We start from the raw sequence: 21044 nt of genomic DNA on the forward strand, positions 1-21044 counted from the left end.
AGATAGCCTCGAAAGCTGCTTTTCGGCCAAAAGATAGGGAGAATGATCGATGAAAAGCATAATTATCGGTCCTGTCACTACCGACAAGGATCGCACAGTTACACAGCAGATTTTGCTGCGCATTCATGAGCAGATGCCGAAGCCCTCGGAAGACAAGACTCAGGTTTGCAACGTATTGCGCCTGTCGAAGGGTGGCTATTCGCATCGCAGACGCAGAATTCATAAACTTGCCTGACAAACAAGCGGGATGACCGAAACTCAGCTCAGCGCCACGCGTTCATTCGAATGCGGCAGGCGCTGTAATTTTGCCGGTATATGCATGGAACTTCTGACCTGATAGAGCTGACGGCGAGTGAGGTTTCCTCAGCCCTGAAGGTTGAGCGCGCGATGAAGCTCGGTGTCCCCTGCTTCCCCGCTCATACGCTCAGCGAGAATCCGCCCGGTCGTAGGCCCGAGCGTAAAGCCTTGATGACCATGCCCGAAATTCAGCCACAATCCCTTGTGTCGCGGAGCCTCCGCAACGACAGGCATCATTCGCGGCATGCAGGGTCGGCTGCCGAACCATGGCGTCTGCTCCACCGGGGAACCCAGATCGAATAGCTCGTTAATGGCTTTGACGGAACGGTCTAGCTGGCCCATACGTGCGGGGCTGTTGATCGGCGTCAGCTCCGCTCCCGTCAGTATTCGCAGACCTGCATGCATAGGTGCGGCAACCGTCGAGTTATTCACATCGACGATCGGTGTTTGAGGCCCTGCCGCGACATAGTGGCGATGGTAGCCACGTTTGATTACCATCGGAATGTTATAGCCAAAACGACGAAGAATAAGCGGCGTCCAGGGGCCAAGTGCCAGAACGATATTGGGCGCATGTTGCGGCCCATTAGCGGTATCGATCTGCCAACCGGAACCGTCAGGTCGCAATCTCTGAGCGTCCGCATGTACAAATGCTCCGCCTCGTTCCGTCAGCAGTTTGACATAGGCTTCGACGAGAGCGCCTGGATTGGAACAGGACCAAGCATCGGTCCAGTGAACGCCCCCTGCAACGCGCCTCTTAAGGTTGGGCTCGGCAGCCGCGACTGCCTCCCCGTCCTCTATGACGCTGGCGACACCAAATTCCTGCTTCTTCCATTCTGCACCATGCGCAGACAATTCCAGTGTACGCGGGTCACGATGAAGTTCTCGCAACCCACCGCGCCTGATCAGGCCCTCTGCTCCCGCCGCAGCAATGAAGGGTGTGTGATCACTTGAAGCTTGCCGGATCATTTGCGCATAAATTCGCGCAACAGCCAGATGGCGGCTTTTTTCAGAATGATGCCAATAGCGTGTGATAGGCCCGATTAAGCCTGGTAAGTCGCGAAACTGCCATGCAACCTGATTGTTGGCGCCACAAGCAGCTTTCAACAATTCCACGGGTGAACGCGGCAATGCATAGGGAAGCACCGCTTCCGTTTGAATGATTCCGGCATTGCCATAACTGGTTTCGGTTCCCGGATCGCTGCGATCGATAAGAAGAACGGACCAGCCCCTTTCCTGCAAGGCGAGTGCAGTCCCGACACCCACCATACCGGCACCCAGAATGATACAATCTGTCATATCAAGCTACTTTTTCAATCCACGCAGAAACTGTGCAAAGCTATTCAGCATTGAGAATGCATCCACAAAGCGATAAACTATTTTTGGATAAATTGCACATTAAAGCAAACGGTTAGAACATCGACCCAGTTTGATTCGATACAGATGTAACTCGATATGACAGTGAAATTTGTTTAGGAGACTGCTCTAACCCGCGGTTTCGGGTACCTGGCTCATTTTCTCTGCCTGACCATCCAGGGCGCGGTAGGTTTCCTTTTCGAAATCCGCGTAGAGGTCATCCCAAGGTTGTTCCCAGAACGGCAGCGTCTGCGTCATGATGACGGCTGCAACGTTGCTTGTCGGATCAAACCAGTAATGTGAATTCAGAACGCCAGCCCAGCTTTGTGATCCAGCTTTACGTCGCCCCGGAATATCGTTGGTGTTGCGGACGAAACCAAAACTATGCGTAAGGTGCGCTCCACCAAAAGGCTCCACATCAGCAGTCAAGGGAGAGGCTGAAGTCATTCGGTTCAAGCTGAGACCATTCATATGGTCCTGAAGCATCCATTTCACTGACGGTTTGGAGAGAATTCGCTCGCCGTCAAGTTCTCCTTCATTCAGGAACATGCGAAGGAAGCGAATATAGTCCGGGGCCGTGCCATAAAGGGCATGTCCCATTCCGTAGACCTCGGGGCAAGAAGGCGGGTTCAGTTCAATTGCAGAAAATTGCCCGCCCTCTGCCCGTAGATAGACATCTGCCAGACGATCCGCTTTCGAGGCCGGAACCTCAAAGCTTGTATCTGACATGCCAAGCGGATCAAAGATTTCCGCCTGACAAAAGTCGACGATCGAACGGCCATCGATCTGCTCGACAATGCGCCCCAACCAATCGATGTTGGGCCCGTACCCCCAGCGTGTTCCCGGCTCTGTCATCAATGGATAATAGAGCGACTGTTCCAGCCCGGACAAAACGCCCGGATGGCCAGTTACTTCCATGTATTTGACAACATCCGTATTCCAAAATTCATATTCCATACCCGAAGTATGCGTCGCCAAATGTGACACGAGTGGCTTTCGGGTTGGGGGAACCAGAACAGGTTGTCCGTTCTCGTAACCCTTCAATAAACGAACATTCTTGTACTCCGGCAGAATGGCTTCGACCGGCGTATCGGGCTCAAGCTTGCCACGGTCGATCAGGATCATGGCCGCTGTGGCACCAATGGCTTTAGTCATTGAAAAAATGCGGAAGATAGTATCTTCACCTGCGGAAACGCCCTCGCAAGCATTCCCGGCAGCACCGGAGAATTTCACTTTTTCGGAATCCGCCACCATGCCGACCGCAAACGGAACCCGATTGTCGGTGACTGAGGTTTCAAGCACCTTTTGTAGTCTCTTCATATCAGCTTCCCTCCCGGCACATGAAAGCGTGCTCCCGAGAAAAACTTAGCTGAACGAAAGCAATATACAGTGGCCGGAAACGCAAGTTCATGTCAGATTGCGCAAAATGAACATATTCTGTTTCGGGAGGCCGTCAGTGTCGTGCATTACCTGGGCAACACATGCGGTAGAAGACAGCAGGCGTTTTGAATACTACCGGGATGGCTTGTGTGCCTCTTATGCAAGGCTTACGCCGCATAAAACAGCAACTGATCTGCCGCTGGACGTGTGTTTGCGCCTATGGGCGCATGACGACAAATCGTTTTCACAACTATCCTCGACCAGTCATCTGCTCTCCCGAACTGCCAAGGATATTCGAACCGCAGAAGATGATCATCTCTATCTGAATTTTGTTGCTACGGGTGAAATGTATTTCGAACAGTCTGGCATCCGTCATAGGCTGACATCTGGTCAATTTGTGCTTGTAGATAATGCCCGCCCCTTCGAAGCCGATCTCCGCAATATTAACGGTCATACCCACCTCGCTTGTCGCATGCCACGCAACCGGATTTCCATCGATCTGAGTGAGGCGACGCAGAGATTGTCACGCCATAAACTGACCCCGTTACTGGTGCGACTGTTCGATCACGCCAACGAAAGTGATGATGATTGGGCAGAGGACGACATGTTGGGAACATTCGAGGCAATTGATGGATTAACGCGCGTCATTCTTTCTGGACCGGACAGTCTGTTGGATCAATCGAGAGCTATGGTAACGAGAAAGAAGGTAGAGCAGGAAATTCGGATCCATTCCCACGAAGCTACACTCGACATAACTGTCATTGCCGATGCCGTAGGTATTCCGGTTCGCACGGTACAACAGCACCTCATGCTCTGTGGTACAAATTTCAGGCGGCTGCTTTCTCAAGCCAGATGCGACGCTGCGCTCGCCCTGTTAAGAAGAGACGGTCAGATGAGCCTCGAAGAAATAGCGTTTGCCGTAGGATTCTTGGAAACAAGCAGCTTTTATCGGGCATTCAAACGACATTTTGGTGCACCGCCGCGTAGTCTAAGAAACTGATTGCAATCACGTTCTTTTGTGGTCCAACCCTTTCTTGCCATTGCATTTTTGTTATAGAAGGCCACTTTCTGAATCAGGCTCTATTGGCTGCCATGGTTGAAGGACAAGATGATGCCCTCCCCCCAGAATGAACAAGCGATCCAGAAGACTTCATCTCGTTTCTTCCTTGGTCTGATTTCGGTGCTGGGGATGGCTTTTTTCATTCTTTTCATGGGGCTGGGCATCTGGCAGGTCGAGCGGCTGCAATGGAAGCTTGATCTTATTGAAAGGGTCGATGCGCGGGTCCACGCTGAGCCGGTCGCAGCGCCGGGAAAAGACGACTGGGCCAACGTAAACCAGAAGGATGACGAGTACCGTCATGTTACGTTGACCGGCACCTATCTGAACGACAAGGAAGTGCTGGTCCATGCACTGACCGAGCGCGGTGCAGGCTATTGGGTTCTGACACCGATGCGCTCGCCTGACGGGGCGCTGACTTTCATCAATCGTGGCCTTGTTCCAAATGATAAGCGCAATCCGTCATCGCGGCAGGAAACGCAGATCGCCGGAGAAACAACCGTAACAGGCCTGATGCGTATGCCGGAACCGGATGGTTTCTTCCTCCGCCCGAACGATCCAGCACGCAATGACTGGAATTCGCGCGATGTCGCGGCCTTTGCGCAAAAGGAAAATCTGGGACCGGTTGCGCCCTATTTCATCGATGCCGATGCAACAGCCAGCGCGGGAGCACTTCCCATCGGCGGACTGACGGTCGTGAAATTCCGTAACAGCCATCTTTCCTATGCAATCACATGGTTTGCACTCGCTGCCATGGTTGCCGGTGCCGCCATTTTTCTCTGGCGGCACGAGCGTAAGTCAAAAGGTTAGATATGTAAGGCGTGACCGAGCGCTTTCATGCTGGCTTCGGCAAAGCCCTCGCTCAATGTCGGGTGCGCGTGGATCGTAGCGGCGATGTCTTCCAATCTTGCCCCCATCTCCACCGCTTGTGCGAAGGATGATGAAAGCTCGGATATGCCGACGCCGACAGCCTGAATGCCGACAATCAGGTGATTATCCGCACGCGCAACGACACGGATCATGCCGTCTTCACGCTCGATGGTCATTGCCCGGCCATTGGCCTGAAACGGGAAGATACCGACCTGAATTTCATGACCAGTCTTGCGGGCCTCGTCCGGCGACAGCCCGACAGTGACGATTTCCGGATCGGTGAAGCAGACGGCAGGAATGCAACGCTTGTCCCAAACCTGATTTCCACCTGCGATGATTTCCGCCACCATCTCGCCCTGTGCCATGGCGCGATGCGCAAGCATCGGTTCGCCGGTCACGTCGCCGATGGCATAGACGCCACGCATGGAGGTGCGGCAGCGCTCGTCAATTCGGATGAAACGTCCGTCCATATCCAAACTGATTTCGCTGAGACCCCAGCCATCGGTCTGCGGCTTGCGACCCACAGTGACGAGTATCTTGTCGGCCTTGATGGTTTTCGTGGTTCCATCGGCGGTCAGGACTTCCAGCCCTGCCTCATTCTTCGATAGTCCCTTGGCTGAAGTGCTGGTCAGGACTTCAACGCCCAGCGCCTTCAGGCGTGCCATGACCGGACGCGTCAGTTCCGCATCATATTGCGGCAGGATGCGGTCGGTTGCTTCGACCACGGTGACCTTTGCACCAAGCTTGGCGAAGGCCGTGCCGATTTCCAGCCCGATATAGCCGCCGCCGACAATGGCAAGCTTTTCCGGGATTTTGTCCAGCGACAGCGCTTCGGTGGACGAAATGACTTTTCCGCCAAATGGCAGCGCCTGAATTTCAACCGGGACCGAGCCGGTTGCGATCACGATGTTTTCGGCATGGATCGTCTGACGGCCCGTATCGGTTTCGACGAGAACCGTCTTCCCGTCGAGAAAGCGAGCTTGCCCATGGAACATGCGCACACGCGACCGTTTCAGGAGACCAGCCACACCGCCATTCAGACGGTTTACAATACCGTCCTTCCATTCAAGCGTTTGGGCAAAATCAATCGCCGGATTCTGAGCCGTAATGCCGAGCGCGCCTTTCGATGCGAAGACAGAAAGGTGATGGAACTCGTCGGCTGCATGGATCAGCGCCTTGGATGGAATACAGCCCACATTGAGGCAGGTGCCGCCTAGCCGTGTCTTTTCCACCAGCACCGTATCGATGCCAAGCTGGCCTGCCCGGATACCGCATACATAGCCGCCGGGACCGCCGCCGATGATCAGGAGTTTGCAGGAAATCTCACTCATTCGATCAGCCTTCTACAAAAATCATGGCAGGCGTCTCCAGCAGGCTTTTCAGCTTCTGGACGAAGACCGCTGCATCCCAGCCGTCGATCACACGATGGTCGAAACTGCACGACAGGTTCATCATCTTGCGCGGCACGAACTGCGCACCGTCCCACATCGGCCGCACAGCCATCTTGTTGATGCCGACAATCGCAACTTCCGGGCGATTGATGATCGGTGTCGTGGCGATTGCGCCGAGAGGCCCGAGCGATGTGATGGTGATGGTGGAGCCGGTCAGTTCGTCCCGCTTTGCCGTACCGTTGCGCGCCGCATCTGTGACACGCGACAATTCGGAAGCCGCTGCGAACACGCTCATGCTTTCGGCATGGCGCACGACCGGCACGATCAGGCCATTCGGGGTCTGCGTGGCGATGCCGATATGCACTCCGCCGAACTGGCGGATGATATCGGCCTCATCATCAAAATGCGCATTAAGCCCCGGCTGCTCCTTCACGGCTTTCACTATCGCGCGAATGACGAACGGCAACAGCGTGAGGCGCGGACGGCCTTCCTTCTGCTCGTGATTGAGCTTGGCGCGAAGCTCCTCGATCTGGCTGACGTCGACTTCTTCAACGATAGTAATATGCGGAATATGGCGCTTCGCCTCGGCCATGCGTTCAGCAATCTTGCGACGAAGGCCGATAACCTTGATCTCATTAACCGAAGTATCGGTTGCATAACCGGATAGAGCCGGTGCCGCGCCTGTTTCCTGCTGGAAAAAGAGGTCGAGATCTTCATGCGTGATTCGCCCGGCCGGACCCGTTCCACGAACACGACGCAGATCAACGCCTGCATCGCGGGCCCGCAGCCGGACAGACGGTGTGGCCAGTGGCTTTTCACCTTCCTGGCGAACCGGACCCGCACCGGAGAATGCACGGCCTGCGCTTTCACGCTTCGGTGCAGCGGCCTTCGGAGGAACCGGTGTCTGCAACAGAACCGGTGTTTCAGGCACTGACGCTGCTTGCGGCTTGGCCGTTTCCACCGCTGCCGGAGCCGGCTTTTCCCCGGCTTGTTCCACAGGCTTTTCTTCCGTCGTACCGCCCTCGATCTCCAAACGGACGAGTTCAGAACCGACGGCAATCTTCTCGCCGACTTCGCCATTGATGGCGATGACCTTGCCGCCGCGTGACGACGGAATTTCCACCGTTGCCTTGTCGGTCATGACTGCGGCGAGAAGATCATCCTCGCGCACGACATCGCCAACCTTCACATGCCATTCGACAAGTTCGGCCTCGGCAACGCCTTCACCAACATCAGGGAGCTTGATTGCAAAATGAGCCATTTAAGCCTCCATGATCGATGTGAGCGCACGACCTACCCGGTCGGGACCGGGGAAATAGGCCCATTCCTGCGCGTGCGGATAAGGTGTGTCCCAGCCGGTTACCCGCATGATCGGTGCTTCCAGATGATAGAAACAGTCGCGCTGCACGAGTGCGGCAAGTTCCGCACCATAACCGCAGGTCAGTGTCGCTTCATGCACGATAACGCAGCGACCGGTCTTCTTCACCGACGCCATGATAGTGTCCGTATCGAGCGGCAGCAGCGTGCGCAGATCGATCACCTCGGCATCCACGCCGGTTTCCTCGGCAGCGGCAAGCGCCACATGGACCATGGTGCCATAGGCCAGCACAGTCACGTCGCTGCCTTCGCGGCGGATGGCGGCCTTGCCAAGCGGCACGGTATAATAACCTTCCGGCACATCGCCGAGATCGTGCTTCTTCCAGGATGTCACCGGACGGTCGTGATGACCGTCGAAAGGCCCGTTATAGAGCCGCTTCGGTTCGAACATGATGACCGGGTCTGGGTCTTCGATGGCCGCCAGCAGCAGTCCTTTCGCATCGGCAGGCGTGGACGGCATGATGGTCTTGAGGCCCGACACATGGGTGAAAAGCGCCTCCGGGCTCTGGCTATGCGTCTGACCGCCATAGATACCGCCGCCCGAAGGCATACGGATGACGATGGGACAGGTGAATTCGCCCGCCGAGCGATAACGCAGGCGTGCGGCCTCAGAAACGATCTGGTCGTAAGCCGGGTAGACATAGTCGGCGAACTGCACTTCGATGCAGGGTCGCAGGCCGTAGGCAGCCATGCCGATGGCCGTACCGACGATACCAAGCTCGCTGATCGGCGCGTCGAAGCAGCGTTCTTTGCCGTATTTCTTCTGGAGGCCAGCCGTACAGCGGAAAACACCGCCGAAGTAACCGACATCCTCACCGAACACGACGACCTTCTTGTCACGTTCCATGGCGATATCGTGGGCGTTCTGAATCGCCTCGATCATGGTCATTTTGGTCATGAATTAGAACCCCGCTTCCTGACGCTGGCGGACAAGATGCGGCGGCGTCTCCGCATAAACATCTTCGAACATGTCGCGCATTGACGGCTTGCGCCCGTCATGCAGCGTGCCAATGGCTTCCGCTTCGCGCTGAGCAGCAACCACCAGGTCCATCACCTCGGCCTCGGCCTGCTTGTGTCGCTCATCCGACCAGACTCCACGACTGATAAGATGGTTCTTGAGGCGGAGGATCGGATCGCCAAGGGGCCATGCATCGTTTTCGGCCTTGGGGCGATAGGCAGAAGGATCATCCGAGGTGGAGTGTCCGCCGGCGCGATAGGTCACATATTCGACGATGGTCGGCCCAAGATTGCGCCGGGCGCGTTCCACTGCCCATTTTGCAACCGCATGGACGGCCAGATAATCGTTGCCGTCGACACGCAGAGCAGGAATGCCAAAGCCGTGGCCGCGTGCAGCAAAAGTGCCCGAACCACCGCGCGCGATACCCTGAAAAGTGGAAATGGCCCACTGGTTGTTGACGATGTTCATTACCACCGGGGCTTTATAGGTTGAAGCAAAGACCAGTGCCGCGTGGAAGTCACTTTCGGCTGTTGAACCATCACCAATCCACGCCGCAGCGATCTTCGTGTCGTGGCTGATGGCAGAAGCCATGGCCCAACCGACGGCCTGCGTATACTGCGTCGCGAGGTTGCCGGAGATTGTGAAGAAGCCGTGCTCCTGTGACGAGTACATCACCGGAAGCTGGCGGCCTTTCAGCGGGTCATGCTCGTTGGAGAAAATCTGGTTCATCATCGTGACGAGCGGATAATCATCGGCAATGAGCAGCCCGGCCTGACGATAGGTCGGGAAATTCATGTCGCCTTTGCGCAGCGCCTTACGGAAAGCGCAGCTCACCGCCTCTTCGCCCAGATGCTGCATGTAGAACGACGTTTTACCCTGACGTTGAGCCATCATCATGCGCGCATCATAGGCGCGCAGGATCATCATGTGGCGAAGCCCGTCTTTCAGCTCGTCGTCGGTCAAAGTGCCTGCCCAGGGACCGACTGCCTCGCCCTCGCGGTTCAAAACACGAATGATGCTGAAAGCCAGATCACGCATCGCTTCCGGTTTTTCGTCGATTTCCGGTCTGCGAACACTTCCCGCACGCGGGATTTTGACATGGGAGAAATCCGGCGCATCTCCAGGCCGCCATTCTGGCTCTGGAACATGCAGGGATAGTACGACATCATCGCTCATGCGGGTAACCCTCGCAACTGGCCTCGGGAACTTACAGAATGTCGAACGGGGGAATATCGGATTGGTTCCGGGCACCCCGGATCTTTATCGGCGGCTTGATTATGAAACCTGCCGACCTTGTTCCTCCCATGCGACATGGCACCGATTTCCTCCTTCGGCACCATCCAGTTTCAGGGTGGAACGGGTTCAAAAATAAAGCAAGATTATTTTTCAATCACTTCGACACCCTTGTTTCAAACCAGTTCGATCATGCATTAGAAGAGACTAAGCCACGCATGACGAAACAAGCTTATTTCCATGATTTAGATGGGATTTTATGTGGAACGTTTACGATGGGAATTGCGCAATATTATTGCTTTCGATTGACTAATACGTCAGTACCCATTGGTACGATTTAAACTAAATCCGCCATGCTTATTGTTTCAACCGAAGAGCCCCTGAGACGTTTTGTCCATCGTCTAGGGCTAGAATTTCGGATGTTGGCCAATGCCGATTCTCCAAAAAGAAAAGCCGCACCCGAGGGTGCGGCTTTGATAGAAGCTGCGGAATGTGCAGTTCAGCGGATGGCTTGGCCATTGGCATCGAACCGATGCACCTTGCTGTCTTCAGGAGTAATGCAGACCACATCGCCTTCATTGTAGTGGTGTTCGCCGAAGAGCCGCACGGTTATCAGACCAGCGGCTTCGGTTTCCACATAAAGGATCGTATCAGCACCAAGATGTTCGGCATGGATGACCTTGCCTTTCCATTTGCCGCTGTCGCGGCTGACGGAAATATGCTCGGGACGAATACCAACCGTCTTCGCTCCGGTATCGCCGATGCGGGTGCCATCAACGAAATTCATCTGCGGCGAGCCGATAAAGCCCGCGACAAACAGATTGTCCGGCTTATTGTAGAGCTCCATCGGCGAACCGATCTGCTCGATGCGACCGGCATTCAGCACGACGATGCGGTCTGCAAGCGTCATGGCCTCGACCTGATCGTGCGTGACATAGATCATCGTTGCCTTCAGCTCGCGATGCAGCTTGGCGATCTCAAGCCGGGTCTGCACGCGAAGCGCCGCATCGAGGTTCGACAGCGGTTCATCGAACAGAAACAGTTCCGGTTCACGCACGAGTGCACGACCGATGGCGACGCGCTGGCGCTGGCCGCCCGACATTTCAGCGGGACGGCGACCCAGATAAGGATCCAGCCCCAGCATTGCTGAAGCCTTGGAGACACGTGTTTCGATTTCCGCCTTGGGCGTGCCTGCCTGCTTGAGGCCAAGTCCCATATTGTCCTTCACCGTCAAATGCGGGTAAAGCGCGTAGGACTGGAACACCATCGCGATGCCGCGCTTCGACGGCGGTGTGACGGTTACGTCCTCGCCATTGATCAGAACCTGACCGGAAGAGACATCCTCCAGTCCGGCGATGGAGCGCAGCAGCGTTGACTTACCGCAACCAGAAGGTCCGACGAAGATGATGAACTCACCGTCCTGCACTTCCAGATTGATATCTTTCAGAACTTCCTGAGCGCCGTAGCGCTTGTGTATCGATTTGAGTAGCAGCGATCCCACGTAACAAATTCCCTTAGAGCATTTCCAGCAAAAGTGCGAAGCGGTTTTGCGTAGGATAATGCGTGAAAACAAAGAGATAGAGCGGTTCCACGATTCCGTTTTAACTGGAACCGCTCTAAATCCTACCGGCTTACAGTTTGACAGGCTGGCCCGAGCGCACGCTTTCATCTGCCGCAAGGCAGATGCGCAGCGATTGCAGCGCGTCATCCATATGTCGGTTGAGATCGATATTCTCGCGAATTGCCTTCAGCATGTAGGCCTGCTCGCGTTCGCACAATTCCTGATGCCCCGGCTCGTCGGCCATCGAGAGGTCCGTGTCCGGCTTCAGGAACTTTCCATCCGACCCACGCTCGGCGCGGTGAACGCGAATGGTTGAAGTCTTGGTATGCGCATCCACATCGTCGGATTTGGTGACGGCTTCATTCATGACAATGGAAACGCAGCCATTCGGCGAAATCACATCCTTCACGAAGAAGGCCGTCTCCGACATCATCGGTCCCCAGCCCGCTTCGTACCAGCCGACCGTGCCGTCATCGAACAGCACCTGAAGGTGACCATAATTATACATATCCGGCTTAATCTCGTCGGAGAGCCGCAGCCCCATGCCGCGCACTTCCACCGGCTTGGCATCCGTGATCTGGCACATGACGTCTACATAATGTACGCCGCAATCAACGATGGGCGACGTGGTGTTCATCAGGTTCTTGTGCGTTTCCCAGGTTGCACCGCTGGACTGCTGGTTGAGATTCATGCGGAACACATAAGGTCCGCCAAGCTGGCGTGCTTCGGAGATAAGCCGCATCCATGAAGGATGGTGGCGCAGAATATAACCGATGACGAGCTTGCGCCCATTGGCCCGCGCGCAGTCAATCACCCGGCGCGCATCCTCAACTGTCGTTGCCAGCGGCTTTTCCACGAACACATGCGCGCCCTGCTCCATCGCTGCGACGGCATAATCGGCATGGCTTTCCGAATAGGTGGCGACGCAGGCGAGATCGGGCTTCAACTCCTTCAGCGCTTCATGGAAGGAGGGATGGATTTCATAACCTGCCAACTCATCCGGCACGGCAATCTTGGTGCGATTGACGAGGCCGATGACCTCAAAACCCGGATTGCGGTGATAGGCCAGTGCATGGCTGCGGCCCATATTGCCGAGGCCGGCAGAAAGAACACGGACAGGATTTTGCATTACAGAACTCATTTTACAGCTCCTGCGGTGATGCCGCGGATTAGCTGCCGCGAGAAGATGACATAAAGGACGAGGATCGGGAACATCGCCAGCGAAAGGGCCGAAAGAACGGCATTCCAGTTGGTGACGAACTGACCGATGAAGAGCTGCGAACCGAGCGTCACCGTCTTGGTGGCTTCACTTGGTGCAAGGATCAACGGGAACCAGAGATCGTTCCAGATCGGGATCATGGTGAAGACGGCAACCGTGGCCATGGCAGGCCGGATCAGCGGCAGCACAAGCTTGAAGAAGATGGCATATTCCGACATGCCGTCTATTCGCCCGGCATTCTTCAAATCATCGGACACGGTTCGCATGAACTCGGACAGGATGAAGATCGCAAGCGGCAGTCCTTGTGCAGTGTAGACGAGGATCAGCGCCGTCAGCGTATTCACCAGGCCAGCAGCCACCATGCCCTGCAGCAGCGCAACGGTGCCGAGCCGGATCGGGATCATGATGCCGATCGCGAGATAAAGCCCCATCAGCGTGTTGCCCTTGAAGCGATATTCGGCAAGCGCAAAGGCTGCCATCGCACCGAACAGGATCACGAGGAAAATGCTCGCCACGGTAACGATGGTGCTGTTCTGGAAATAGGTCAGGAATGAACCTTGTTTCAGAACGGTTTCATAACCGATGAGGCTGAAACTTTCCGGTGTCGGAAACTGGAGCGGCGTGCGGAAGATCGCGTTGCGATCCTTGAACGAATTGATCAGCGTCAGCGCCACGGGAAACACGGCGATCAACATGTAGAAGATCAGGGCCGCATGAACGAGAGTGGTGCGAATGGGCGATGTGCGTGCTTTCGACATGGTCTCGTCCTTCAGAACTGATAGCGGCGCATACGGCGCTGGATGCCGAACAGATAGAGCGACACGCCTGCCAGAATGATGAGGAACATCACGGCGGCGATGGTTGCGCCCATGGACGGATTGCCAAGCTGCAACTGGAAGCCGAAGAAGGTGCGATACAGGAACGTGCCCAGAATATCGGTCGACTTGTCCGGCCCGGCCAGCGCGCCCTGCATCGAGTAAACGAGGTCGAAGGCGTTGAAGTTGGCAACGAAGGTCATCACAGAGATCAGGCCGATGGATGGCAGGATCAGCGGAAGCTTGATCTTGAAGAACTGGCTCCAGCCGGTAATGCCGTCGCATTCGGCAGCTTCGACGATTTCATCGGGAATGTTCAAAAGCGCTGCATAAATCAGCATCATCGGAATGCCGACGAACTGCCAGACGGAGACAAGCGATACCGTTACCAGCGCTGACTCGGCTTTGCCCAGCCATGGTCCGAAAGCCCATTTCATCCCCACCAGATCCATCATCCACGGCGCGACGCCCCAGATTGGCGACAGGATCAGCTTCCAGATGAAGCCGACGATAACGAAGGACAACAGCGTCGGCAGAAAGATCGCGGTGCGGTAAAGCGCAGCAAACCGCAGCTTCGGCAGAGACAGCATGGCTGCCAGAAGAATGCCGATCGGGTTTTGAACAAGCATGTGAATACAAAAGAATATAACGTTGTTTTTCAACGCATTCCAGAAATCACGCGACCAGTTGGGGTCACCGAAAAGCACTTGGAAATTCGCGAACCCCACAAACGCGCGCTGTCCGTCGACGACATTGAAGAATGCCTGCCGCAATGTCTCGATCAGTGGCAACACCATCACTGCCGTGTAGATCAGGACGCAAGGCAGAAGAAATACAAGTATATGCCAACGCCGAGGGCGCTTGTGCACGATACCTGTCATGTCGGCAGATTGGCTCATATAGGCATTCGCTCTTCAAGAGCATTTCCGGCAAAGGTGTGAACCGTTTGCGTTCGGAAATGCGTAAAACCGATGGTTAACGTTCTCAATTGCGAGAATGCGTGCAAATCGGGAAATCCTGTTTCCCGTCCCTGCCCGCGCGCGTCACTTTTAAACTGACACGGAATACACCGATTGCAAAACAGCATGTCGATGCGACAGACGAAAAGATATGGGCGGCGCGCCCCCGCGATCGCCGCCCATATTGTCCCGCGTTTTTACTTCGCAGGCTTGTACCAGCTATCGAGACCTTCCTGGAGCTTCTTCGCAGCGTCTTCCGGCGTTACAGTGCCGTTGATGACGTTGGCCGACTGAACCCAGGTTTCATTTTCCAGGTTCGGCGTGCCGCGCGACAGGATCTGATAGGTCGAACGGATGGTCGGCTTGCACTTCTCACGCCAGGAAACGAATTCCTGAGCCAGCGGATCGCTCATCTTTACAGCCGTCGAATTCAGGCTGAAGAAGCCCGGCAGCGCATTGGCGTAGATTTCCGCGAATTCAGGCGATGAAACCCAGTTCAGGAACACCTTGGCCTGTTCGGCGTTCTTGCTGGAAGCATTGAGGCCAAGACCGATATCGTTGTGGTCGGAGATGTAGCAGGTATCGCCTGCATTCTTCACCGGCGGCGGAAAGGCGCCCATCTTGAACTGGGCCTGCGTGTTGAACAGACCGATTTCCCACGAACCTGCCGGATAGATGGCAGCACGACCGAGCGTGAACAGGTTCTGGCTGTCCGGATAGGTCTGTGCTTCGAAGCCGTCGCCCAGATAGTCCTTCCACTTGGCAAGCACTGCAAACGGCTCGACCCACTGCGGATCGGTCAGCTTTTCCGTGCCGGCGATCAGAGCCTTGCGGCCTTCTTCGCCCTTCCAGTAGGTCGGGCCGATATTCTGGTAGCCCATGGTTGCGGCTTCCCACATATCCTTCGTGCCCATGGCCATCGGGATGTAGTTGCCGTCAGCCTTGATCTTGTCGAGCATCGCAAAGAATTCGGCCTCGGTGGCCGGCGGCGTAATGCCAAGCTGGTCGAAGGCGTCCTTGTTGTAGATGAAGCCGTGAATAACCGAAGCCATCGGCACGCAGAAAGTCTTCGAACCGTCGTCGGTGGTCCATGCGGACTTGGCGACGTCCGAGAAGTTCTTCATGCCTTCGAGATCGGTAAGATCGGAGAGCTTGCCCTTGTTGAACAGTTCGAGCGAGGTGTCGAACGGACGGCACGAAATCAGGTCGCCGCCCGAACCAGCATCGAGCTTGGCGTTGAGAGCCGCATTATATTCAGTCGGCGCGCTTGGCGCGAAGTTGATCTTGATGCCAGGATTCTTGGCTTCAAAAGCCGGAATGATCTTTTCCTGCCAGATCTGCAGATCGTCGTTACGCCAGCTTTCGACCGTCAGCGTGACATCTTCGGCAAGCGCAGCCGATCCCGACGCCAGAAGCGTGGAACCCAGCAGCATGAGTTTCAACGTATTACGAACCATTTGACCTTCTCCCGTTTTTCTAGCGCGCCCGTTTTTTGGCGCGTATGCGCAAAAGAGGCGAAAGTACGCCAGACCGCCTTGGTAGGATCACTCCTCGCGTTACGGGAAAAGTACCGGCCCCCGCCGGTGGTCTCCATCCCAAATCCGCGTGATCCTCGCCCTCAGCGGCATTGCGCTCCCCTTCTGCTGAAATTAATGCCAAAAACGTACCAATTGTCCAGAGAAGTTTACGACTTTCGCGCAGAAAAATTGAAATCGGCCATTTTTCCCAAATTTTATCAACGAATTAATCAATTTTTTCACAAGCCGACAAATCTGCTTGGTTAATGGTATTTTTTTGGTATCTTCAGGCTGGAGGTATCTTCATGACTGAATTCTTCATTGGCGTTGATGGTGGCGGCACAGGATGCCGCGCCGTGGTCGCGAGTAGCGATGGTGCGATTCTGGGTTCGGGGCGCAGTGGCTCGGCCAATATCGTCACCGATCCGCAGACCTCGCTCACCAATGTGGTCGCGGCTATCGACAACGCTTTTGACAATGCCGGACTGGACAAGGCGCATTATGCGACCAGTCATGCGGTTCTTGGCCTGGCTGGTGGTAATGTCGAGGGCGCGGGTGTTCCGATAGAACGTGGCCTGCCCTTTGCGCATTCCAATGTAGAATTCGACGGCGTGATCGCCTTGCAGGGCGCACTTGGTGATAAGGACGGTATCGTCGCCATTCTTGGTACGGGCACGGCCTATATTACGCGCCAGAGCGGTCGTATTCGTTCAGTTGGCGGATGGGGATTTCCCTTGAGCGATCTCGGCAGCGGCGCACGGCTCGGCCAAAGCCTGCTGCAGGAGAGCCTGCTTGTCCACGACGGCATTCATGCGCGTACGCGCCTGACGACCGACCTCCTGAACGAGTTCGACAATAATCCGGACAATCTTGTCGAGTTCGCATGGACTGCAAAACCCGGTGATTTCGGCAAATATGCTCCCCGGATTTTCCAGTATGCGGCCGAGGGCGATGAAACGGCCCGCATGCTGCTGGAGCGCTCTGCGGGCTATGTCGGCGAAACACTCGACGTGCTGATCAGACAGGGCGCGGAACGCATCAGCCTGCTTGGCGGCATGGCACCGCTCTACGTGGAATGGCTACCGCCGCACCAGCAGAAACTTCTAGTCAAGCCTGCGGCTGATGCCTTGACCGGTGCCCTTCAGCTTGCCCTCAAGCGATATGGGCCGCAAAATGGAAAGGCGCGCGAATGAGCGGAAATTTCAGCGCTTTTCTGCCCAAGAACCTGCAGGGCTCCGCCCCCGCTTCCGGCGGCCCGCTCTATATGCAGCTACGTCAATCGCTGGAAACCGCGATCCGCGCGGGACAATTGGTTGACGGCGAAGCCCTTCCACCGGAACGCGACATAGCGGAATACGCCAATATCAGCCGTGTCACGGTGCGCAAGGCTGTAGATGATCTGGTGAAGGCTGGGCTTCTGGTGCGTCGCCACGGTTCAGGTACGTTCGTGGTGCGTCCGAGTGAACGCGTGCAGCAGTCACTCTCCATGCTGACCTCGTTTACAGAAGACATGGCGCGCCGCGGCATCACCACGCAATCCAGATGGCTGGAACGCGGCCTTTATTATCCTTCGCCTGAAGAGATGATGAAGCTGGGTGTCTCCTCGGAAACCCGCGTCGCCCGCCTCGGGCGTCTGCGTATAGCGAGCGACCTGCCGCTGGCGATCGAACGGGCGAGTCTCTCAAGTGAAATTCTGCCTGACCCGGATGCGGTGAAGGGCTCGCTTTATGCTGAACTGAGCCGTACAGGGTTTCGTCCCGTTCGCGCTGTCCAGCGTATAGCTGCCTGCAACATCAAGGATCCCGACGCACGCATTCTGGGCGTCAAGGAAGGCGATGCTGGGCTTTCGATCGAGCGGATCTCCTATCTGCCGTCCGGTCGCGTGGTTGAATTCACAAAGTCGCTCTATCGTGGCGACGCCTATGATTTCGTAGCGGAACTGACGATACCCCAGCCTTGAGCGACAGGTTCATCAAGGAAAACGGCCCGTGTCCGGGCCGTTTATTTTATATCAGTTTAGAGCATAATCTGACCGGAGTGAAACGAGGATCGATAAGATTATGCTTGAAATAGAAGAAGTTAGAGCACCGATCTGATTCAATCAGATCGAAACGCGCTCTAATGGTGTTTCGTGCCTTCGCGCGCCAGATCCGCCGTTGGATCGGCTGCAAGACGCTTGCGCGCCCGGTCGTCCATCAGCTCGTACCACATGGCGTTGAGCACGGCGAAAGCCGCAGCAAGCGGAAGCCCCAACAACCAGGAAAAATACCACATATCGCTTTCCTTTCTTCGGTTGGTTAGTAAGCGTGATTGCTGTCGTCTTCGATCATGTCCTTGTCGACCTTGCCCCACAGGACCTTATAGACCCAGGACGTGTAGATGACGATCAGCGGGAGGAAAATGAGCGTCACAACCAGCATGATGAACAGCGTCATATGGCTGGATGACGAATCCCATACCGTCAGGCTTGCACGAGGATCGATCGACGATGGCAGAATGAACGGGAACATCGACACGCCAACCGACGAAATGATGCCGAAGATCGACAGCTTTCCGAACAGCAGCGGCGCTAGTTCACGACGGCTACGCAGTGCGATGAAGACTGCGAGTGCTCCCAGAATGCCAAGCGCCGGAGCGATCAGCAGGACAGGATAGTTCACATAATTGGCGAACCATGCACCGTGATCCAGTTCGACGGTCTTGCGCAGCGGATTGGATGGCCCGTCGGTAACGATGGTGCTCGTAATCCGGTAGCCTGAAATCCAGAACCAGCTAACCACGCCGGCCAGAACATAGAGCGCGACCGTCAGAAGAGAGGCGATACTGCCATAGGACCGGGCGCGTGCCTGGATATCACCGGTCGTCTTCAGTACCAGCCAAGATGCGCCATGCATGCAGAGCATCGTTACCGAAAGCACCCCGCAAAGCAGTGCAAACGGATTGAGCAGACCGAAAAACGAACCTTCGTAGAAAATTTGCAGATCGTCGGCGAGACGGAAAGGAATGCCCTGCAAGACATTACCGACGGCAACGCCGAAGATGAGGGCAGGCACGAAACCGCCGATGAACAGCGCCCAGTCCCAGCCTCTCCTCCAGGCCACACTGTCACGCTTGGAGCGATATTTGAAACCGACCGGACGCAGGATGAGTGCGAACAGAATGAGAAACATCGCCAGATAGAAACCCGAGAAGGACACTGCATAGAGCGGCGGCCAGGCGGCGAAAATGGCGCCGCCGCCGAGAATCAGCCAGACCTGATTGCCTTCCCAGACCGGGCCGATCGTATTGATGATAATGCGTCGCTCGACATCGGTTTTGCCAACGGCGGGCATGAGTATGTCGACACCGAGATCGAAGCCGTCCATCGCGGCAAAGGCGATCAGCAATACACCGAGCAGTACCCACCAGATGATGCGCAGGGTTTCATAGTCCAACAAATCGCTGAGTATCATGATCCTTACTCCGCAGGTGCAATGCTGGCCGGGGCGAGTATTGCTTCCGGCTTGCTGTCAGGTTCAGGTCCAGCCTTGATAGCGCGGATCATCAGGCCCATCTCGATGATGAAGAGAACCGTATAGATCGCCACGAAACCAAGTATGGTCAGCAATACGGTGGATGCACCAAGATTGGAGACCCCGACCGCCGTCGGTAATATACCTTCGATGACCCAGGGCTGGCGGCCGAACTCCGCAACGATCCAGCCCATTTCCGCTGCGATCCACGGCAACGGTATCGCAAACACGGCGACCCGCAACAAGAACGGGTAACGGTCGAGTTTACGACGCGCAGACAGCACGAAGAACGTGCCCGTCAGCAGGATCAGGAAGAAGCCGATGCCGACCATGATGCGGAAGGCCCAGAACAGAGGCAGGACGCCAGGAACGGTATCGTTCGCCGCCTGCGTGATCTGTGCGTCTGTTGCCTGACGCGGATCGTCGACATAACGTTTCAGCAGAAGAGCATAGCCCATCCACTGGCTGTTATCGGCAAAAACGTCCTTGACCTCCTGCGGAACAGCATTCGTGTCGCCAGCCGCGCGGATTTTCTGCAAGGCGTCATAGGCGACGATACCGTTGCGGATATGGTTCTCGGCACTTTCAACAAGATCGTTGATGCCCTGGATAGGGGTTGTGAGAGAACGCGTACCGATGAGGCCCATGACCCATGGAATATGCACCGCGAAATGGGTTTCACGCGCTGCCTGGTCCGGGAAGCCGAATACGGTGAACGAAGCCGGAGCTGGTTCTGTTTCCCACATGGCTTCGATAGCAGCGATCTTCATCTTCTGGTGTTCATTGGCCAGATAGCCGCTTTCGTCACCAAGGACGACGACGGATAGCGAAGCGGCCAGACCGAAGGATGCCGCAATAGTCAGAGAGCGTTTGGCAAGCTCTACCGAACGGCCCTTGAGCAGATACCAGGCGGAAACACCGAGGACGAAAATGGATGCCGTGACATAACCGGCGGAAACCGTATGCACGAACTTAGCCTGTGCGACCGGGTTCATCAGCACGGCGAAGAAATCGGTGATTTCCATGCGCATGGTTTCAGGATTGAACGCTGATCCGACCGGGTTCTGCATCCAGCCATTGGCGATCAGAATCCACAGCGCCGAGAAATTGGAACCCGCCGCGACCGCGTAGGTCGCCATGAGGTGCCCAACTTTCGACAGGCGATCCCAGCCGAAAAAGAACAGACCTACGAAGGTCGCTTCAAGGAAAAACGCCATGAGGCCTTCAATGGCGAGCGGTGCGCCGAAGATGTCGCCGACATAATGGCTGTAATAGCTCCAGTTCATGCCGAACTGGAATTCCATCACGATCCCCGTTGCAACGCCCATGACAAAGTTGATGCCAAATAGCGTACCCCAAAATTTCGTCATCTGCCGCCAGATGAGTCGCCCCGTCATAACGTAAACGGTTTCCATGATGGCAAGCAGCACGGAAAGACCCAAGGTCAGAGGTACGAAGAGGAAGTGATAAAGTGCCGTGATTGCAAATTGCAATCGCGACAGGGAGACAATATCGAGTTCCATCTCTTTAAGCCGGTAACCCGGC

Annotated in this window: 19 protein-coding genes; 5 read left to right on the forward strand and 14 right to left on the reverse strand. The window is 55.8% G+C overall.

What is annotated here, in order from left to right; translation table 11 throughout:
- Positions 1–49: 49 nt before the first annotated feature.
- Positions 50–235 (forward strand): hypothetical protein, encoded by a 186-nt coding sequence (locus FIB18_RS02865; RefSeq protein ID WP_140019321.1) that lies wholly within the window; start codon positions 50–52, stop codon positions 233–235.
- A gap of 128 nt (positions 236–363) precedes the next feature.
- Here the strand turns inward: FIB18_RS02865 and FIB18_RS02870 are convergent, their stop codons facing one another.
- Both FIB18_RS02870 and FIB18_RS02875 read right to left on the reverse strand, forming a co-directional pair.
- Positions 364–1593: an NAD(P)/FAD-dependent oxidoreductase gene (locus FIB18_RS02870; RefSeq protein WP_140019322.1), complete on the reverse strand. Its 1230-nt coding sequence runs from the start codon at positions 1591–1593 to the stop codon at positions 364–366.
- Positions 1594–1779: 186 nt separating this feature from the next.
- A complete protein-coding gene (locus tag FIB18_RS02875) occupies positions 1780–2970 on the reverse strand; it encodes a serine hydrolase domain-containing protein (protein WP_140019323.1) in 1191 nt (396 codons plus the stop codon).
- 136 nt (positions 2971–3106) lie between these two features.
- Here FIB18_RS02875 and FIB18_RS02880 point away from each other — a divergent pair, with 136 nt between their 5' ends.
- Together FIB18_RS02880 and FIB18_RS02885 are read left to right on the forward strand one after the other, a co-directional pair.
- On the forward strand, positions 3107–4030 hold the full coding sequence (locus FIB18_RS02880) for an AraC family transcriptional regulator (protein WP_158295677.1): 924 nt from the start codon (positions 3107–3109) through the stop codon (positions 4028–4030).
- A 111-nt stretch (positions 4031–4141) separates the two neighbouring features.
- Positions 4142–4897 (forward strand): SURF1 family protein, encoded by a 756-nt coding sequence (locus tag FIB18_RS02885; RefSeq protein WP_407921837.1) that lies wholly within the window; start codon positions 4142–4144, stop codon positions 4895–4897.
- Here the strand turns inward: FIB18_RS02885 and lpdA are convergent.
- From lpdA to FIB18_RS02930, 9 genes are all read right to left on the reverse strand, one after another.
- Positions 4894–6288, reverse strand: a complete 1395-nt coding sequence (lpdA, locus tag FIB18_RS02890; protein WP_140019326.1) for a dihydrolipoyl dehydrogenase — start codon at positions 6286–6288, stop codon at positions 4894–4896. The genes FIB18_RS02885 and lpdA overlap by 4 nt on opposite strands.
- Positions 6289–6292: 4 nt before the next feature.
- Positions 6293–7609 (reverse strand): dihydrolipoamide acetyltransferase family protein, encoded by a 1317-nt coding sequence (locus FIB18_RS02895; protein WP_140019327.1) that lies wholly within the window; start codon positions 7607–7609, stop codon positions 6293–6295.
- Positions 7610–8623 carry an alpha-ketoacid dehydrogenase subunit beta gene (locus FIB18_RS02900; RefSeq protein ID WP_140019328.1) on the reverse strand — a complete coding sequence of 338 codons (1014 nt, stop codon included), beginning with the start codon at positions 8621–8623 and terminating at the stop codon, positions 7610–7612.
- Positions 8624–8626: 3 nt separating this feature from the next.
- Positions 8627–9859: a 3-methyl-2-oxobutanoate dehydrogenase (2-methylpropanoyl-transferring) subunit alpha gene (locus tag FIB18_RS02905; protein ID WP_140019329.1), complete on the reverse strand. Its 1233-nt coding sequence runs from the start codon at positions 9857–9859 to the stop codon at positions 8627–8629.
- 556 nt (positions 9860–10415) lie between these two features.
- Entirely contained in the window at positions 10416–11417 is a 1002-nt protein-coding gene (locus FIB18_RS02910) for an ABC transporter ATP-binding protein (RefSeq protein WP_140019330.1), read from the reverse strand.
- 130 nt (positions 11418–11547) lie between these two features.
- A complete protein-coding gene (locus FIB18_RS02915) occupies positions 11548–12618 on the reverse strand; it encodes a Gfo/Idh/MocA family protein (protein WP_140019331.1) in 1071 nt (356 codons plus the stop codon).
- Positions 12615–13454 carry a carbohydrate ABC transporter permease gene (locus FIB18_RS02920; RefSeq protein WP_140019332.1) on the reverse strand — a complete coding sequence of 280 codons (840 nt, stop codon included), beginning with the start codon at positions 13452–13454 and terminating at the stop codon, positions 12615–12617. Before FIB18_RS02920 ends, FIB18_RS02915 begins: the two co-directional genes overlap by 4 nt.
- Positions 13455–13465: 11 nt before the next feature.
- The gene (locus FIB18_RS02925) at positions 13466–14410 is read right to left on the reverse strand and encodes a carbohydrate ABC transporter permease (RefSeq protein ID WP_140019333.1); all 945 of its coding nucleotides are present in this window, start codon (positions 14408–14410) and stop codon (positions 13466–13468) included.
- A 257-nt stretch (positions 14411–14667) separates the two neighbouring features.
- Complete coding sequence (locus FIB18_RS02930; protein WP_140019334.1) at positions 14668–15927, reverse strand: ABC transporter substrate-binding protein; 1260 nt, start codon at positions 15925–15927, stop codon at positions 14668–14670.
- 365 nt (positions 15928–16292) lie between these two features.
- Between FIB18_RS02930 and FIB18_RS02935 the strand changes: the two genes are divergently transcribed.
- Entirely contained in the window at positions 16293–17180 is an 888-nt protein-coding gene (locus FIB18_RS02935; protein WP_140019335.1) for an N-acetylglucosamine kinase, read from the forward strand.
- Positions 17177–17947, forward strand: coding sequence for a GntR family transcriptional regulator (locus tag FIB18_RS02940; protein ID WP_140019336.1), 771 nt, complete (start codon positions 17177–17179; stop codon positions 17945–17947). The genes FIB18_RS02935 and FIB18_RS02940 overlap by 4 nt, the downstream gene beginning before the upstream one ends.
- A 158-nt stretch (positions 17948–18105) precedes the next feature.
- Here the strand turns inward: FIB18_RS02940 and cydX are convergent, their stop codons facing one another.
- From cydX to FIB18_RS02955, 3 genes are read right to left on the reverse strand one after another with little or no spacing between them, the layout of a single operon-like run.
- The gene (gene cydX, locus FIB18_RS02945) at positions 18106–18261 is read right to left on the reverse strand and encodes a cytochrome bd-I oxidase subunit CydX (protein ID WP_140019337.1); all 156 of its coding nucleotides are present in this window, start codon (positions 18259–18261) and stop codon (positions 18106–18108) included.
- Between the two features lie 23 nt (positions 18262–18284).
- Positions 18285–19439, reverse strand: coding sequence for a cytochrome d ubiquinol oxidase subunit II (gene cydB, locus FIB18_RS02950; RefSeq protein ID WP_140019338.1), 1155 nt, complete (start codon positions 19437–19439; stop codon positions 18285–18287).
- A 5-nt stretch (positions 19440–19444) separates the two neighbouring features.
- Entirely contained in the window at positions 19445–21022 is a 1578-nt protein-coding gene (locus FIB18_RS02955) for a cytochrome ubiquinol oxidase subunit I (RefSeq protein WP_140019339.1), read from the reverse strand.
- Positions 21023–21044: the final 22 nt, after the last annotated feature.

Origin of the sequence: Brucella pecoris (assembly GCF_006376675.1) — a bacterium.
Classification (GTDB): domain Bacteria; phylum Pseudomonadota; class Alphaproteobacteria; order Rhizobiales; family Rhizobiaceae; genus Brucella; species Brucella pecoris.